We start from the raw sequence: 15,629 nt of genomic DNA on the forward strand, positions 1-15,629 counted from the left end.
CTAGTCCAGAAACAGGTCTGGCATCAACGGCTTGTCGCCCGGCTCATACCGGTAGTGCTCGAAATCAGTCATGCCGTCCTGCCTCAACAGGTCTTCGTCGATCAGATTCTGTCCGGTCATGGTCCCAGGCGCCCGGTTCAGAATACTGACGGCAGCGTCGGCCATGATGTCCGGCTTCCTGCCCCGGGCCATCATCTGGGGCCCGCCTGCTTCGAACTCGATGGCCGCCGTGGCAACCAGTGTTTTTGGCCACAACGTGTTAACCGCAATGTCGTACTGCTTGAACTCTTCCGCCATGCCCAGACTGAGCATGGTCATGGCGTACTTTGTGGTGGTGTAGGGGCCGTACTGGGCGAACCACCGGGTATCCAGATTCAGGGGGGGAGACAAGCTCAGGATGTGGGCCTGGTCTGACTGTTTCAGCCAGGGCAGGGCAGCCTGACTGCAGGCCATGACTGCCCGGGCGTTGACCTGGTGCATGAGGTCGTACCGGCTGACCTTGAGTTTTTCCACGCCGGTCAGTCGGATGGCGCCGGCGTTGTTCACAAGGGCATCGATGCCGCCAAAGTATTCGCCCGCTTCATCCATGCGTTGGCGAATCTGCTTCTCATCCCGTACATCCAGAACCAGAGCCAGTGCCCTACCGCCGGCTTCGTGCACTTCTTCCGCCACGGTATGAATAGTGCCGGGCAGCTTCGGGTGTGCTGTGTCCGATTTGGCGGCAATAACAACGTTTGCGCCCTGGCGGGCACAGGCAAGAGCAATAGCCCGGCCGATGCCCCGGCTTGCGCCGGTGATAAAGACGGTGCGGTTACGCAAGCTAGTCATCCGTTATTCTCCTTTTCGAAACTTTCGTTGGCGATAATCTCCACCAGTAACTGATTGCGTTTCACCTGGTCACCCATGCCGGCATATAGCTCACTGACAACGCCGTCGCGGTCGGCTGTTACCGGATGCTCCATTTTCATGGCTTCCAGTATGACCAACGTATCGCCCTGGCGAACGCTCTGGCCGGCTTCGACCACGACATTAATAATGGCGCCATCCATGGTTGCCTGGATGCGACCGCTGCCTGCACTAGCGGCACCCTGCGAAGGTTGGTGAGTGACATCTCGCACCGACCAGGACTGCCCGAACGCCTGTAAAAACAGGAGTTCGCCCTGGCGGTGATAGTGGCATGTCTGACGAACGCCGTTGTCGATAACGCTCAGTTGGCCATCGTGTTGGTTATCGAGTATCAGGGTATGACGGTTCTCGCCCATGAGTACTGACAACCGGTGACCGTTGCGGGTCACCAGTAACTCAACGGTGGTGTCGCCGGTTTCAAGTCTGATCGGTGTCATGGTGGCTGGCGCATTGCTCCAGGCGCTCTGGCCAGAGGTTCCATGATCAAGCACGCAAGCGGCCAGGGCCAGTTGCCGGATATCCGGTGTTTGGGGATGCAGGGACGGGTCGTTACTGAAGGTTTGTTGCAGGAAGGCTGTGGTAGCCTCGCCCGCGCCGAAGGTTTCGTTTGCGATGATACGGCTGAGAAAGTGCCGGTTGGTGGTGACTCCGAACACCGTGGTGTCCTCAAGGGCCCGGATCAACCGGCGTCGAGCTTCATTCCGGTTCTGACCCCAGGCGATGACTTTGGCCAGCATGGGGTCGTAATGAGGCGTGATGGTATCGCCGGTCCGCACACCGGAATCGTAGCGAAGGCCCTCGCCCTCAGCGGGCTCAAACGCACAGAGAAGACCTGTCTGGGGGGTAAAACCGTATGCCGGATCCTCGGCGTAAAGGCGCACCTCGATGGCGTGGCCGTTCAGGCAGATATCGTCCTGCGCCAGAGGTAAGGCAAGCCCCTCGGCGACGGTGAGCTGCCAGGCGACCAGATCCTGGCCGGTAATAAGTTCGGTAACCGGGTGTTCGACCTGAAGGCGGGTATTCATTTCCAGGAAGTAGAAATTCCGGTTCTTGTCCACAAGGAATTCGACGGTGCCCGCGCCCTCGTAATGGCAGGCCCGGGCAGCTTTTACTGCAGCTTCGCCCATGGCTTTGCGCAACTCCGGTGTTACGAACGGGGACGGGGCTTCTTCAACCACTTTCTGGTGCCGGCGCTGAACGGAGCAGTCCCGCTCCCCCAGGTACACCACGTTGCCGTGGCGATCAGCAAACACCTGGATTTCCACATGGCGAGGCTCGATGACGGCTTTCTCGAGGATCAGTTCGTTGTCGCCGAAAGCCTGCTTCGACTCGGAGCGGGCCCGTCTGATGCTTTCTGCCAGCCCGGATTCGCTTTCAACCAATCGCATACCCCGGCCACCACCGCCGGCGGAGGCTTTGATCATCAGCGGGTAGCCGATTTCTTTGGCGGCGGCGATGAGTTGGTCGTCGCTGGCGTCGTCGCCTTCGTAGCCAGGAACGACGGGCACGCCGGCTTGCTGCATGGCAATTTTGGATCGGCGTTTGCTGCCCATGAGTTCGATGGCGGATGCTGGCGGGCCAATAAAGACCAGACCGGCGTCTTTGCACGCGTTGGCGAAGGCGGCATTCTCGGACAGGAAGCCGTAGCCGGGGTGGATGCAGTCGGCGCTGGTTTTGCGGGCGGCATCAAGGATGGCGTCGCTGTTCAGGTAGGAGGCAGATACCTGTGCCGGACCAATGCACACGGCTTCGTCGGCCAGTTCCACATGCATGGCCTTGGCGTCGGCCTCGGAGTAGACGGCCACGGTGCGGTAACCGAGGGCTTTGGCTGTACGGATGACCCGAACTGCGATTTCGCCCCGGTTGGCTATTAATAGTTTTTTTAGCATGGTGCTGGTCTCATTGTTTTGTGCCAGTCCGCGAGCAGGTGCGGCGAGGCTTTCAGGAAACCGCTACGAGCACATCCATGTGCGCTTGACGTCGGCCATCCATGGCCGCCGACATTTCCTGAAAGCCTCCCCACACCCACTCGCTCCCCCGTAACTCAGTCGTTGGATTCGACCCATGCCGGAGGGCGTTTCTGCATGAAGGCCACAGTGCCCTCAGTCCCTTCGCTTCCCCGAATGGCTTCGGCAAACTTCTCAGCCGCGCTGTCCAGCAAACCGCTCATCGGTTCATGACCCACCCGATGCAGTAACGCCTTGGTTTCAGCGGTGGCAACCGGTGCGCAATGGCGAACACGATCCAAGGCGTTGGTCAGCATCTCTTCCAGTTCATCATCCGAAGAGGCCGCCTGGTGAACGATTCCAAGACGGCAGGCCTCGTTCGCGTTGATTCTTGAACCCAGTAAAGCCAGCCTTCGGGCCTGGGTCAGGCCGATTCGTTCAACCACAAATGGCGCAATCTGGGCGGGAATGACCCCCAGTGAGGTTTCCGGCATGCCGAATTTTGCCGTTGGGCCGGCGATGGCGACGTCGGAAACGCAGGCCAGGCCGAAGCCACCGCCCATAACTGCACCTTCGGTGACCGCGACAACAACTTTTGAGGATTCGTTGACCTGTTGGATCATCTGGCCGAAGGCTCTGTTCAGGCGGTAGAAGGGATCGGTTTCACCTTCGGCCACGTTCTGGCCCCTCGCACCGGCCATGTCTTTGATATCGCCGCCGGCGCAGAAATGACCACCGGCGCCGCGAATGACGACTGCCCGGATGTGCAGGTCATTTGCAATCTGGGCAAACACCGCGGACAGTTCCGCCACCATCTGCAGGCTCATGGCGTTGCGGACGTCCGGGCGGTTGATGGTGATAAACAGGGTGGGGCCCTGTTTTTCCAGGAGAAGAGTTTCACAATGTGGTAGTTGATTCATAGATGACTCCACAATAAACAGACCTCAGTCGCGTTTCTTGCCCGGAAGGGTGCCCATCATCTTGGAGATGATTCCGAGCATGATTTCGTCGGCACCACCGCCGATAGACACCAGCCGAACATCGCGGTGTGCCCTGGAAATCGGGTTGTCCCACATGTATCCATTGCCGCCCCAGTACTGCAGACAGCTGTCCGTTACTTCGCGTCCCAGACGTCCGGCCTTGAGCTTGGCCATGGAAGCCAGGCGTGTCACATCCTTGCCTTCAACGTGCAGTTCGCAGGCCTGGTAGGTAAGGGCGCGCAGGGCTTCGACTTCGGTTTGCAGTTCGGCCATACGGAAGTGGATGACCTGGTTGTCGATCAAGGGCTGACCAAAGGTCTGGCGCTCGCGGCAGTATTCGATGGTCTTCGTAATGCAGTTCTCAAGCGCTTTGATCACGTTTGCCGCACCCCAGAGACGTTCTTCCTGGAACTGCAGCATCTGCATCATGAACCCGGTCCCCTCGGCGCCAATCCGGTAGCGCTGGGGTACGCGAACGTCGTCAAAGAAAATCTGGGCAGTTTCGGAGGAGCGCATGCCCAGCTTGTTGAGGTGAGGGCTGAAGGTGATGCCGGGGGTCTTGGTGGGCACCACGATCAGGGATTTGTTTTTGTGGGCTGAGTCGTCGGAGGTGTTGGCCAGCAAGCAGATGAAATCGGAATTGGGGCTGTTGGTGATCCACATCTTGGAGCCGTTGATGATGTAGTCTTCACCGTCTTTCTTTGCGGTGGTCTTCAGCCCTGCGACGTCGGATCCCGCACCGACTTCACTGACGCCGATGCATCCCACCATGTCGCCGGCAATGGCGGGGGCCAGGAAACTGCGTTTCAGTTCATCGGAGCCAAACCGGGAAATAGCCGGGGTACACATGTCGGTCTGGACGCCAATGGCCAGCGGAACTCCACCACAATGAGCCATGCCCAGTTCTTCCGCCGCTACCAGGTTGTAGCTGTAATCCAGGCCCATACCGCCATACTCTTCCGGCTTCTGGATGCCCAGGATCCCGAGGTTGCCGAGCTTTTTGAAGAGCTCGTGAATCGGGAACTCTCCGGCTGCTTCCCATTCGTCGCAATAGGGATTGATTTCCTTCTCGACGAAATCCCGGACGGTTTTCCGAAGGGCTTCGTGTTCGGCTGTGAATTTCACGTTATTGTTCTCCTACTGATAGAAAGTTCCCGCGCTCAAAGCTCGAAGGCTCAGAGGCGGGCCACCCCAAACGTATTAGGCCGCAACTGACGGGCATCTGCCTCGCGACAGGTGTCCAGAATCAGTGCCAGAACCCGTCGTGTATCCCGTGGATCAATCAGTCCGTCATCCCACAACCGGGCTGTTCCAAACAGTGCAGTTGAGCCTTCTTCGAGTTTTTTCGCCGTAGCCTGCTCCAGAAAATCCAGTGTCTTTGGATCCGGCTCTATGCCGCCGCGGCGTTGTTTATCCTCCGCCACGATTCTCATTACCTTGCCGGCCTGTGCCGGCCCCATGACAGCGGTTCGGCTGTTGGGCCAGGCGAAGATGAATCTTGGGTCCAGACCACGCCCACACATGGCATAGTTGCCTGCGCCATAGGAACCGCCGATCACGATGGCGATTTTTGGCACCCGACAGTTGGCCACCGCCTGAATCATTTTCGAGCCGTGTTTGATGATGCCATTCTGCTCGGAGTGGGTGCCCACCATGAATCCTGTGGTGTTGTGCAGGAACAACAGGGGCGTTCCGGCCTGATCGCAGAGCTGGATAAACTGGGCTGCCTTGGCGGAACCTGCTGGAGTGATCGGGCCGTTGTTGCCGATGATGCCGACCGAATGGCCTTCAATCCGAATGGTGCCGCATACCGTCTGGTTGTCGAACTCATTCTTGAAATCCATGAACCTGGATCCGTCGGCGATTCGGGCAAGGATTTCCCGCACGTCATAAGGCTTTTTCGAGTCTGCCGGGATAACGCCCAGCAGTTCATCGGCCGGGTACAGGGGCTCCTCCCAGGTCATTTCCCGCGGTACCGGCAGCTGCTCGTTCCAGGGCAGGGCTTCAAGGATGTTTCTGGCCTGGCGGATGCCGTCGGCATCGTCTTCGGCCAGGTACTCGGCCGTGCCGGCTACCGTGGCATGCATCTCGGCGCCGCCGAGTTCTTCGTCTGTGGCGACTTCACCCGTGGCCGCTTTGAGAAGGGGAGGGCCAGCGAGAAACATCTTGGCCTGCTCGCGAACCACGATCACGTAGTCGGAGAGGCCTGGCTGATAGGCGCCACCCGCCGTGGCGTTGCCATGCACTACGGTCACCTGGGGAATGCCGGCGGCGGACATGCGGGCCTGGTTGGCAAAGCCCCGGGCACCCAGCACGAAGATATCGGTAGCGTAGTTCAGATTGGCGCCGCCGCTTTCAGACAGGGAAACCACGGGAAGCTTGTTTTCCATGGCGATCTGCTGGAGTCGCAGGGTTTTGTCCAGGCCGGCCGGCGTAATTGTGCCGCCTTTGATGGCACTGTTGCTGGCAACGACAAGGCAGCGAATGCCACTGACATAGCCGATGCCGGCGATAATCCCGCCGCCTGCCAGGCTACCGTCCTTGTCATCATGCATCTTGTAGCCTGCCAGGGAACAGAGTTCCAGGAAGGGCGTGCCACGATCGAGCAACCGGTTGATGCGGTCTCTCGGAAGCAGTTTGCCTCGCCTGGTGAACTTTTCCCGGGCGGTTTCCGCCAGATCAAGAACCTTCTGTTCCACTTCGCGAAACCCGGTGATATGAGCTTCCATGGCTTCGGCGTTGGCGCGGAAGGTGTCAGATTGGGAGCTTACCCTGGATTCAAGTACCTGCATGGCTGCTCCTCAGTCGTCGCTCAGAACGTTCGGGGTAATGGCGCGGTGAAAGCCGTTGTAGGGTTCGTTGTTTTTGGCTTTTGGTAGCGGCCAGACCCGGCCACCATGCGACGCTGCGCCGTCGATCCGCAGACAGTCGCCACTGATAAACGCGGCACCGGGGCTCAGCAGAAAACAGATTGCAGAGCTGACTTCGGACTCGGTACCCATCCGTTTGATCGGCACGTTGTCGCCAAGGCTTCGGATCCATTGCTTCATGTGTTCGGGGTAGTTGTCCATGCCACTGGAGGCAATCCAGCCTGGCGCGACTGCGTTCACCCGAACGCCAGAGGCGCCCCATTCAACCGCTGCGGTCTGGGTGAAATTGACCATCCCGGCTCTTGCGGCACCCGAATGCCCCATGCCGGGCATCCCGCCCCACATATCGGCGACGATATTGACGATGGCACCACCCGTTCTGGAAAGCGACTGGGTGTAGGCTTCCCGAGCCATCAGGAAGCCGCCGGTCAGGTTGGTGCGCACCACCGTTTCCCAGCCTTTCTGGTTGATCCCGGTCAGCGGTGCCTGGAACTGTCCTCCGGCATTGTTTACCAGACCGTTCAAGCCACCATGCTCGGCAATAATTGCCTTCACGGTCGCCTTTACAGAGTCTTCTTCCCGGATATCGCAAACATGAGCAGAAGCGATGCCACCGTCTTCCGTGATCTCTGCTTTTACAGATTCCACTTTCTCGACTTTGCGGCCGACCAGGGCAACCCGCGCCCCGAGGGCGGCAAGTTCATGGGCGGTGCACCGGCCAATGCCGGAACCGCCGCCGGTAACAATAAACACCTGGTCCTTGAACAGATCCGGATGAAAAACAGATTGATAGCTCATATCTTGTCGACCTTTTCCAATGTTCGGGCACTCTGGCTGCTCGCCCCTTCCGGGACTGTGTGCAGCAGGGATGCTGCGATCAAGCGTACAGGGACGTATTCACAGCGGGTCCCGGAAGGGGCGAGCAGCCAGAGTGCATGCATCAGGGAACTAACGCTCTACCAGCTCGGAGGGGACGGGCACCGGATATTCCAAAAGCTGCTGGGCAAACGCCTTTCCCTGGGGGTCTATCCGCAGGCTGGCGACCCCGCCGCCGCCGAGGCTGTGCTCCAGCAGGAAATTGAGCGCATGAAATCCGGGCAGCGCCCAGCGGGTTACACGGCCGGTTTCAGGACTCAGCGTGTGGGCCATCCAGTCCGCGACGGCCGATTCCGTCAGGGCCGCCTCGATAAACGGCAGATACTCTGCTTTCCTGGCAATCACGCCAATGTTGCTGTGGTCGCCCTTGTCGCCACTCCGGGCCCAGGCCAGTTCAACCAGAGGCACCGTGGTGTCGGTGGCGGTCGTTTCGTCAGTGAATGATTGTGGCTGAAGTAAGTCAGGGCTGAACCCGCCGCTGTTTTCCACCTCGACCGGTTGCCGGTTGCCATCCAGATCCACCGACACCGCTACCTCGTTTTTAGGTACCAGGCATGAATACAGCCGGATCTTCGGCCAGACCGTAGGCCGCCCACCAACAATCCCGGTAATGCCCGGCGCCATCCCCGTTGCTGCCTGGGCGATTTCTCGGGAGAACAGCACCAGGGCTTCCTTCTTCTGATGGGCAGTGCTGATTTTGACCACGACTTCCCGGCGGTTCTCGCCACGGCCATGGGCGCCATAGGTCGCCTCTGTGCCCAGAAGCTCAATACTGGTTTCACTGTAATCGGGCAAGCCGCGCTCTGCGAACATGCGCGAGGTCTTTGTCAGTATGGCCTGGGCGACGGTTTGCGCCTTGGCTTTGGCATTCATGCCGGCCAAAAGAAACGTGACTGTGCATTTGAAACCGTCCGGCCAGGTGCCCGACACTTTGTAGCTGTCTGTTGGAGGAAGCCCTCTGGCACCTCGAACCTGCACCGCATCTTTACCGGTTTCTTCCAGCTCAACGTTGGTAAAATCACAGGTGACATCTGGCAGGAGGTAGGCTCTGGGATCACCAATTTCATAGACCAGCTGTTCGGCTACGGTGCCACGACTGACCAGACCTCCGGTATCGTCGGGCTTGGTGATGAAAAAGCTGCCATCGGAAGCCACTTCGGCAATCGGGAAGCCCATGTTTGCGTAGCCGTCGGCCACTTCTTCCCAGTCGGTAAAGTTGCCGCCGGTAGACTGGGCACCACACTCAAGCAGATGCCCGGCAAGACTGCCCTGGGCCAGCTTGTCGTAGTCTGTCCAGTGCCATCCGAATTCATGCACCAGTGGGGCCAGCACCAAAGCGCTGTCGGCAACCCGGCCGGTGATCACGATATCTGCGCCCTGTTCCAGGGCTGCAACAAGGCCGGGCGCGCCCAGGTAAGCGTTCAGGCTGACCATCATTGGTGGCATTGGCTGACCGGAACTCATTTCTGTAATGCCCATATCCGCCAGTTTTTTCTTCTTCATCAGCAGGTCATCGCCCAGTACCAGAGCGATCTTCATTTGCACGCCTGCCTTTTCACACAGCGCCTGCAGGGCATCGCGACAAGCGACCGGGTTCACCCCGCCGGCATTGGCCAGCACCCGGATGCCTTTCGCCTTAATGTCGCCGAGTAACGGGGCCATGACTGTCTGGACAAAATCCCGTGCGTAACCCTGAGTTGGGTCCTTCATTTTCTGGCCGGCCATGATGGACATGGTGATTTCGGCCAGATAATCCGCAACGAGGTAGTCAATGTTGCCTTCGTAAACCAGTTGCGAAGCGGCGGTTTCTGTATCGCCCCAGAAAGCTGAGGAACAACCGATGCGAACAGTTTTGGGTGATTCAGCCATGTTCCTGTGCCCTGTCTCTGATATCCGATTCCATGCGTGTGGCAATCGCTGATTTTTGATGCGATGCAGCTGACGATACCAAGCAAGCGCTTGGTTTGTAAACAGGAAGGTTTCAGGTAGAATTGATGGCCTCTTTTTGCCAATGGGTAGCCTCAGTGAGCCAGAACCAAATTCTCCAGTCCCTGATTGCCGAGAACCTCGTCTCTGATCCTGGCAGTGCCCGTGGACGCCTGCTCACAGAGGCGGCCCGGCTCTTCCGGGAAAAAGGCTACGAGCGAACCACGGTTCGTGATCTTGCGTCCGCAGTAGGTATTCAGTCGGGCAGCCTGTTTCACCATTTTCGAACCAAGGAAGAGATCCTTAAAGCAGTGATGGTGGAAACGATTCGGTTGAACACCGCGCTCATGCAGGCCGCCATGGAGGCCGCCGATACGAATAGGGAAAAGCTGCGTGGTTTGGTTCGTGCTGAACTTGAGTCGATTAATGGCCAGACCGGTGAGGCGATGGCAGTACTGGTATTCGAGTGGCGTAGCCTCTCCGTCACTTCCCAGGCGGAGGTGCTGGAGCTACGCGACATCTATGAACAACTTTGGCTGGATGTGCTGGAATCGCTTGAGCAGGAAGGCGCTCTGGAGGCAAAGCCATTTGTGGTTCGCCGGATGTTGACCGGCGCGCTGAGCTGGACCGTAACCTGGTACAAACCAGAACGGGGAGGTCTGACATTGGATGGTCTGACCGATCAGGTGATGGCGATGATGGCAATGACAAAAAAGTGAAGCGGAGCGAAACACGATCTCTTGGCTGGCAACGCTCAAGCTGCACTTTCGCGGTTTGAATACACGCCATCACAGATAAAGGTCGGAAGGGTGGAGCCGCATTCTGTGTGTTGCATCTGAAGTGAATAAAGAAACGTAGGACAGGAGAATCAATCAGCGTAGGATACCAGGATCAGGTTATCCTTCACGATATAGTTAACGCGATGGTGATCTCTTCTCATGGCTACATTTTCAGGTTACAGACTCCTTCCGCTTGTTTCTGGTCTTCTGGTTCTGGCTGGCTGCGGTGGCGGGGGTGGTAGTAGCGAAAGCCCGGAGCTTCCTGCGACTGAGCCCGACAATGCATTGACCGGTCAGATTGCCATTGAGGCCGGCAGCCGGGTTGACTGGGACACCATGGATCAATTGTCGTTGATCGCTGCCGAGCCCTCCGTTGGCAGCCAGACACTCCCCGTGAGTTTTATTCTGGCGGGCTATGTCAGCGGTGCACGGGGAAGCTACGGACGCACCAATGGTCAGTTTTTGGGTTTTGAGGCCGATCCGGAAGACATCTTTTCGGTCCCTTTGGCTCCGGGAGAAACACTGCGTTTGGAGAGCCTTGGAAGCCGGGCGGGTAATCCGGAATTGACGCTTTCGCTGCTGGACGGGTCAGGTACGAATTTTCAGACAACCGATAGAGATTCCCCGCCCGCCGAGGTCAGGCTGGCTGACGGATATCCGGAACAGGATTATTCGGTAAAGGTAACCACGGGCGGTAGTGTTCCTGCACGGTACGTACTTGTAAAGGCCACAACGGAACAGTTTGGTTCTTTGAGCTTGAGTTGGCCCGATCAGGAGTTTGCAGCAGAGGAAGCGATCGTAACCTTGAAGTCAGTACCATCGGCTGGTATCGCAGCGTTTTCCGCTCAAACGGCGGTTATGGAGCGACAACTCGGCGAATCGGACTGGCTGATGAGAATGCCAGCGCAGGCGCTGGGTAGCGCAACGGCAGATGGTTCTTCCGAGGCAAGAACGCTGGCCTGGATTGCCGAGTTGCGAAAGCGTCCGGAGGTGTCCTCGGCGATACCCAATTACCGGTTTACCACCACGAGCACGCCGGTCGACGAGGAGATGTATGCGCTGCAGTGGCACTATAATCTGATCAATGGCCCGGTAGCCTGGCAGCTTGCTCCGGAAGGTGGGACGGGTGTCAGCGTCGCGGTGCTTGATACTGGCTTGTTCAGTCCCTCCGACAGTTCGGCGTGGCATCCTGATCTGGACGCCAATGTCGATCCCGGCCGCGATTTCGTCGACAATGACAGCTATCCGGAAGATCCGGGCAACAGCGTTGGTTCCAGCGTATTCCACGGTACCCATGTCGCGGGCACGATTGGCGCCGTAGTGAATACCATGGGAATCGGCGGCGTTGCCTACGGGAGTCGCATTGTGCCAGTCAGAGTTCTGGGTGAGGGCGGCACAGGCACCTCGGATGACTTGATCGAGGGCATTCGCTGGGTTACCGGGCAGTCTGATAACAGTCCGGAGCGCGCGCAGGTCGTCAACCTCAGTCTTGGTGGACTGCCGGAGATTCAACAACTGGAAGACGCCATTGTCTTCGGAGTGAATGAGCGGGATATGATCTTTGTTGGGGCGGCTGGCAATTCGGCTACGTCCCAGCCAAGTTTCCCGGCTGCCTCCCCCAATGTGCTTGCGGTCAGCTCGGTCGACGGTGGCGGGCGTCTTGCCTCATATTCGAATTTTGGCTCCTGGATAGACCTTGCGGCGCCGGGCGGTGATGCCAGTCGAGATGGTAACAACGACGGTAGAGCTGATGTTGTCTGGAGCACTAGTGCGGTCGATCGAGGCAACGGGTTTGAGGCCAGTTACATCGGGCTGCAGGGGACATCCATGGCCGCACCTCATGTTGCCGGTGTCATTGCGTTGCTGAAGCAGGAGTCCGGTCAGACCGATTATCAGAACATCCGGGGTTTGCTTGAAGCCGGGGAATTGACGGATTTTTCAGGTGTTCGGTCGGACCAGTTCGGTTTCGGCATTCTTGATGCCTCGAAAGCATTACAGGCTATTGGTGATGTCACGGTACTTTCTCCATCGCCGTCTCAGTTGTTTCTGGGTAGTGAAACGTCGCTGGCGCAGACAGTAAGCCTTAGCAAAATTGGTCAGGGATCGGTCGTTATCGATTCGGTGTCGGAAGCGCCACCGTGGTTCACTGTCACACGAAGCGATCTCCCGGACGGCACTATCGCGCTGGAATTTGCCCTCGAGGAATCGGCTCTTGAGGCCAACGTATCCTACCGGGAAACCATTCAGGTGGCGTACACCGCAGATGGAGTTTCCAGAAGCCTCAGTATACCGGTTGTTGCCCAGGTGCTATCGGATGAGCTTGCTCGAACAGCGGGCGATCATTTTGTGCTCCTGGTCAATACACAGCCGAATGATGAAGGGCTGTATGAGGCTGAATCCCAGGTGGCGGTGGAAGTGAACAACGGGAATTACACCTTCCGTTTTGAACCGGATGACGGGGTGGAACCAAAGGAATTGTATGAAATGGCGCCCGGATCCTACTATCTGGTTGCTGGCTCTGATATCGATGGCGACGGAATTATTTGTCAGCCCGGCGAAGCCTGCGCCGAATATCCCGTATCGGGATTGCGGGAAGTCATTACCATTGAAGCGGGGCAGGGACTGGAAGACATTACCATGACAACCAGCTTTACCCGGCCGACCATTTCCGGGTCTTCGCTGGATCTACTGCCCAGACCTGAGTTTTCAGGGTATCGCTTGCTGGATAACAGCGATAGCCCTTCAACGAATGGGAGCAAGCTGTCTCAATGAAGTTCAAGCGTTTAGCCGCCTGCTGCGCGGTGACAATGGCGTTTTCACTTGCTGCCTGCAGTTCTGTGGCAGTCGATAGTGTTGCCGAAGTGCGGCAGATTACGCATTCGGCCTACTGTGGCCTCAGGGGACCGGGCGTGGCTTACGTTGCTTCTGCAGAGGACCTGGAGCCGTTGCTGGGTGTCAGTGGTCAGAATTTCAGTACCAAGATGATTCGTGAAGTGGATTTTGCCAGCGAGCATCTTGTTTTCGTAACACTCGGCCAAAAGCCGACAGCGGGTTTCAGCGTTGCGCTGGACAATGTTCGTTTTGCGGGGGAAACCCTGACACTGGAAATGTTCGTGAGGAAACCGGAGCCGGACATGATTGTTGCACAGGTCATCACATCCCCTTGCGCAATCGTGGCTGTGCCGGCCACGAAATGGCAACGGCTTGAGATAGTCGGTGTCACCGACAAGCCATTGGTCCGGGATCTCAGATAACTGAGCCCGCCCAGGGGTGCTTAAATCAACCGTTGATCTTTCTTTACGAATCCCTAAGCTATGATTCAGCTTTTTCTATCAATCTCGGAGTCAGTTCCTGCCCATGAGCCAGCAACAATATAACGCCGACGCTATTGAAGTACTGAGTGGACTGGATCCGGTGCGAAAGCGCCCCGGGATGTACACAGATACCAGTCGGCCCAATCATCTGGCGCAGGAAGTTATTGATAACAGCGTTGATGAGGCATTGGCGGGGCACGCCAAGCGAATCGATGTCGTGTTGTACAGTGATGGCTCACTGAGTGTCGAAGATGACGGCCGGGGGATGCCGGTGGACCTTCACAAGGAAGAAGGACTGCCTGGTGTTGAGCTGATCCTGACCCGGCTCCATGCCGGCGGCAAATTTTCCCAGGGCAATTACAACTTTTCCGGTGGTCTGCACGGTGTTGGCGTTTCCGTTGTTAACGCTCTGTCTACACATCTGCAAGTGACCATCAAGCGGGATGGCCAACTGCACAGAATGACGTTTGCCAATGGTGAGAAAGCTTCAGAGCTTGAAGTGATCGATACCGTTGGGAAGCGCAACACAGGTACCCGTCTGAAGTTCACGCCGGACGTGACCTACTTCGATAGCCCTAACTTTTCTGTGAGCCGGCTTCGCCACAATCTGAGGGCCAAAGCGGTTCTGTGCCCGGGCCTTACGGTGACCTTTCTCCAGGAAAAAAACGGCGAAAAGGACGAATGGTTCTACGAAGACGGCTTGCGGGACTACCTGCGTACCGCTCTCGCAGACATCGAAGCGGTGCCATTGGAACCGTTCACCGGCAGTTTTTCCGGTAACAAGGAAGCGGTCGACTGGGCGATTCAGTGGTTGCCTGAGGGGGGTGAAGCTATTACGGAAAGCTACGTCAACCTTATCCCCACGGCTCAGGGCGGAACCCATGTAAACGGACTGCGTACAGGGTTGCTCGAAGCCATGCGAGAGTTCTGTGAGTTTCGCAACCTGTTACCTCGTGGTGTCAAGCTCTCACCCGAGGATATCTGGGAACGAGCAGCCTTTGTCCTGTCGTTCAAGATGCAGGAACCCCAGTTTTCCGGCCAGACCAAGGAGCGTCTGTCTTCCCGGGAGGCGGCGGCCTTCATCTCTGGGGTGGTAAAGGACGCCTTCAGCCTCTGGCTGAACCAGCATACCGATGTAGCGGAAGTGCTGGCCGAGTTGTTTATCAGTAATGCCCAGCGACGTCTGCGGGCCAGCAAAAAAGTGGCCCGGAAGAAAGTCACTTCTGGCCCGGCGCTACCCGGTAAGCTGGCGGATTGCTCGGGCAGCGATACCGCCCGTTCCGAGCTTTTTCTGGTCGAAGGTGACTCAGCAGGTGGTTCTGCCAAACAGGCCCGTGACCGGGAGTTTCAGGCGGTTATGCCGTTGAGGGGGAAAATTCTCAATACCTGGGAGGTGGATTCCGGCGAGATCCTTGCTTCCCAGGAAGTGCACGATATCGCAGTCGCCATTGGTGTGGACCCCGGTTCCGATCAGCTCGATGGGCTTCGATACAACAAGGTCTGCATTCTTGCAGATGCGGACTCGGATGGTCTTCACATTGCCACTTTGCTGTGTGCACTGTTCGTCAAACATTTCCGCCCGGTTGTTGCTGCCGGCCACGTGTTTGTGGCCATGCCGCCCCTTTATCGGGTGGATCTTGGAAAAGAAACCTTCTACGCCCTGGATGAACATGAAAAGCAGGGGATCATCGATCGTATTGCCGCAGAGGGGCGTCGGGGAAAAGTTTCGGTTACCCGCTTCAAGGGGCTGGGTGAAATGAATCCGCTACAACTGCGTGAAACCACCATGGCTCCGGACACCCGTCGTCTGGTCATGCTGACCATCGAGGATGGTGACGATACAGACAGCCGCATGGACATGTTGCTGGGCAAAAAGCGGGCATCTGATCGGAGAGCATGGCTAGAGGCATACGGAAACATGGCGGATATTGAAGTCTGATATTCTCTGTGGTGCTATAAAAAGCATTCTTTATTCTTTCTCTGCATTCTACAAACTCGTTATCCTGCCAGTTTTCTGATCGGGAAGAACCGT

General features: G+C 57.5%; 11 protein-coding genes. 4 read left to right on the forward strand and 7 right to left on the reverse strand.

The window, feature by feature from the left end; translation table 11 throughout:
* The 7 genes from KO499_RS08920 to KO499_RS08950 form a co-directional block, all read right to left on the reverse strand.
* Positions 1–828, reverse strand: coding sequence for an SDR family oxidoreductase (locus KO499_RS08920; RefSeq protein WP_215983341.1), 828 nt, complete (start codon positions 826–828; stop codon positions 1–3).
* Positions 825–2,795: an acetyl/propionyl/methylcrotonyl-CoA carboxylase subunit alpha gene (locus tag KO499_RS08925; protein WP_215983342.1), complete on the reverse strand. Its 1,971-nt coding sequence runs from the start codon at positions 2,793–2,795 to the stop codon at positions 825–827. Before KO499_RS08925 ends, KO499_RS08920 begins: the two co-directional genes overlap by 4 nt.
* A 155-nt stretch (positions 2,796–2,950) precedes the next feature.
* Positions 2,951–3,772 (reverse strand): enoyl-CoA hydratase/isomerase family protein, encoded by an 822-nt coding sequence (locus KO499_RS08930; RefSeq protein ID WP_215983343.1) that lies wholly within the window; start codon positions 3,770–3,772, stop codon positions 2,951–2,953.
* A 24-nt stretch (positions 3,773–3,796) separates the two neighbouring features.
* The gene (gene atuD / locus KO499_RS08935; RefSeq protein ID WP_215983344.1) at positions 3,797–4,957 is read right to left on the reverse strand and encodes a citronellyl-CoA dehydrogenase; all 1,161 of its coding nucleotides are present in this window, start codon (positions 4,955–4,957) and stop codon (positions 3,797–3,799) included.
* 50 nt (positions 4,958–5,007) lie between these two features.
* Complete coding sequence (locus KO499_RS08940; RefSeq protein ID WP_215983345.1) at positions 5,008–6,624, reverse strand: acyl-CoA carboxylase subunit beta; 1,617 nt, start codon at positions 6,622–6,624, stop codon at positions 5,008–5,010.
* Positions 6,625–6,633: 9 nt separating this feature from the next.
* A complete protein-coding gene (locus KO499_RS08945; protein ID WP_215983346.1) occupies positions 6,634–7,500 on the reverse strand; it encodes an SDR family oxidoreductase in 867 nt (288 codons plus the stop codon).
* Between the two features lie 150 nt (positions 7,501–7,650).
* Positions 7,651–9,447, reverse strand: coding sequence for an acyclic terpene utilization AtuA family protein (locus tag KO499_RS08950; RefSeq protein ID WP_215983347.1), 1,797 nt, complete (start codon positions 9,445–9,447; stop codon positions 7,651–7,653).
* Positions 9,448–9,572: 125 nt separating this feature from the next.
* Between KO499_RS08950 and KO499_RS08955 the strand changes: the two genes are divergently transcribed.
* The 4 genes from KO499_RS08955 (at position 9,573) to parE (ending at position 15,536) form a co-directional block, all read left to right on the forward strand.
* Positions 9,573–10,223: a TetR/AcrR family transcriptional regulator gene (locus KO499_RS08955; protein ID WP_215983348.1), complete on the forward strand. Its 651-nt coding sequence runs from the start codon at positions 9,573–9,575 to the stop codon at positions 10,221–10,223.
* A gap of 219 nt (positions 10,224–10,442) precedes the next feature.
* Positions 10,443–13,055, forward strand: a complete 2,613-nt coding sequence (locus tag KO499_RS08960) for a S8 family serine peptidase (RefSeq protein WP_215983349.1) — start codon at positions 10,443–10,445, stop codon at positions 13,053–13,055.
* Complete coding sequence (locus tag KO499_RS08965) at positions 13,052–13,537, forward strand: protease complex subunit PrcB family protein (RefSeq protein ID WP_215983350.1); 486 nt, start codon at positions 13,052–13,054, stop codon at positions 13,535–13,537. The genes KO499_RS08960 and KO499_RS08965 overlap by 4 nt, the downstream gene beginning before the upstream one ends.
* Positions 13,538–13,640: 103 nt before the next feature.
* Complete coding sequence (gene parE / locus KO499_RS08970) at positions 13,641–15,536, forward strand: DNA topoisomerase IV subunit B (RefSeq protein ID WP_215983351.1); 1,896 nt, start codon at positions 13,641–13,643, stop codon at positions 15,534–15,536.
* The last annotated feature ends 93 nt before the right edge of the window (positions 15,537–15,629 follow it).

This window comes from Marinobacter sp. F3R08 (assembly GCF_018860425.1).
Taxonomy (GTDB): Bacteria; Pseudomonadota; Gammaproteobacteria; order Pseudomonadales; family Oleiphilaceae; genus Marinobacter.

Coding starts and splice junctions, on each gene's coding strand:
- KO499_RS08920 (WP_215983341.1), bottom strand. CDS start 828: ATGACTAGCTTGCGTAACCGCACCGTCTTTATCACCGGCGCAAGCCGG.
- KO499_RS08925 (WP_215983342.1), bottom strand. CDS start 2,795: ATGCTAAAAAAACTATTAATAGCCAACCGGGGCGAAATCGCAGTTCGG.
- KO499_RS08930 (WP_215983343.1), bottom strand. CDS start 3,772: ATGAATCAACTACCACATTGTGAAACTCTTCTCCTGGAAAAACAGGGC.
- KO499_RS08940 (WP_215983345.1), bottom strand. CDS start 6,624: ATGCAGGTACTTGAATCCAGGGTAAGCTCCCAATCTGACACCTTCCGC.
- KO499_RS08945 (WP_215983346.1), bottom strand. CDS start 7,500: ATGAGCTATCAATCTGTTTTTCATCCGGATCTGTTCAAGGACCAGGTG.
- KO499_RS08950 (WP_215983347.1), bottom strand. CDS start 9,447: ATGGCTGAATCACCCAAAACTGTTCGCATCGGTTGTTCCTCAGCTTTC.
- KO499_RS08955 (WP_215983348.1), top strand. CDS start 9,573: ATGGCCTCTTTTTGCCAATGGGTAGCCTCAGTGAGCCAGAACCAAATT.
- KO499_RS08960 (WP_215983349.1), top strand. CDS start 10,443: ATGGCTACATTTTCAGGTTACAGACTCCTTCCGCTTGTTTCTGGTCTT.
- KO499_RS08965 (WP_215983350.1), top strand. CDS start 13,052: ATGAAGTTCAAGCGTTTAGCCGCCTGCTGCGCGGTGACAATGGCGTTT.
- parE (WP_215983351.1), top strand. CDS start 13,641: ATGAGCCAGCAACAATATAACGCCGACGCTATTGAAGTACTGAGTGGA.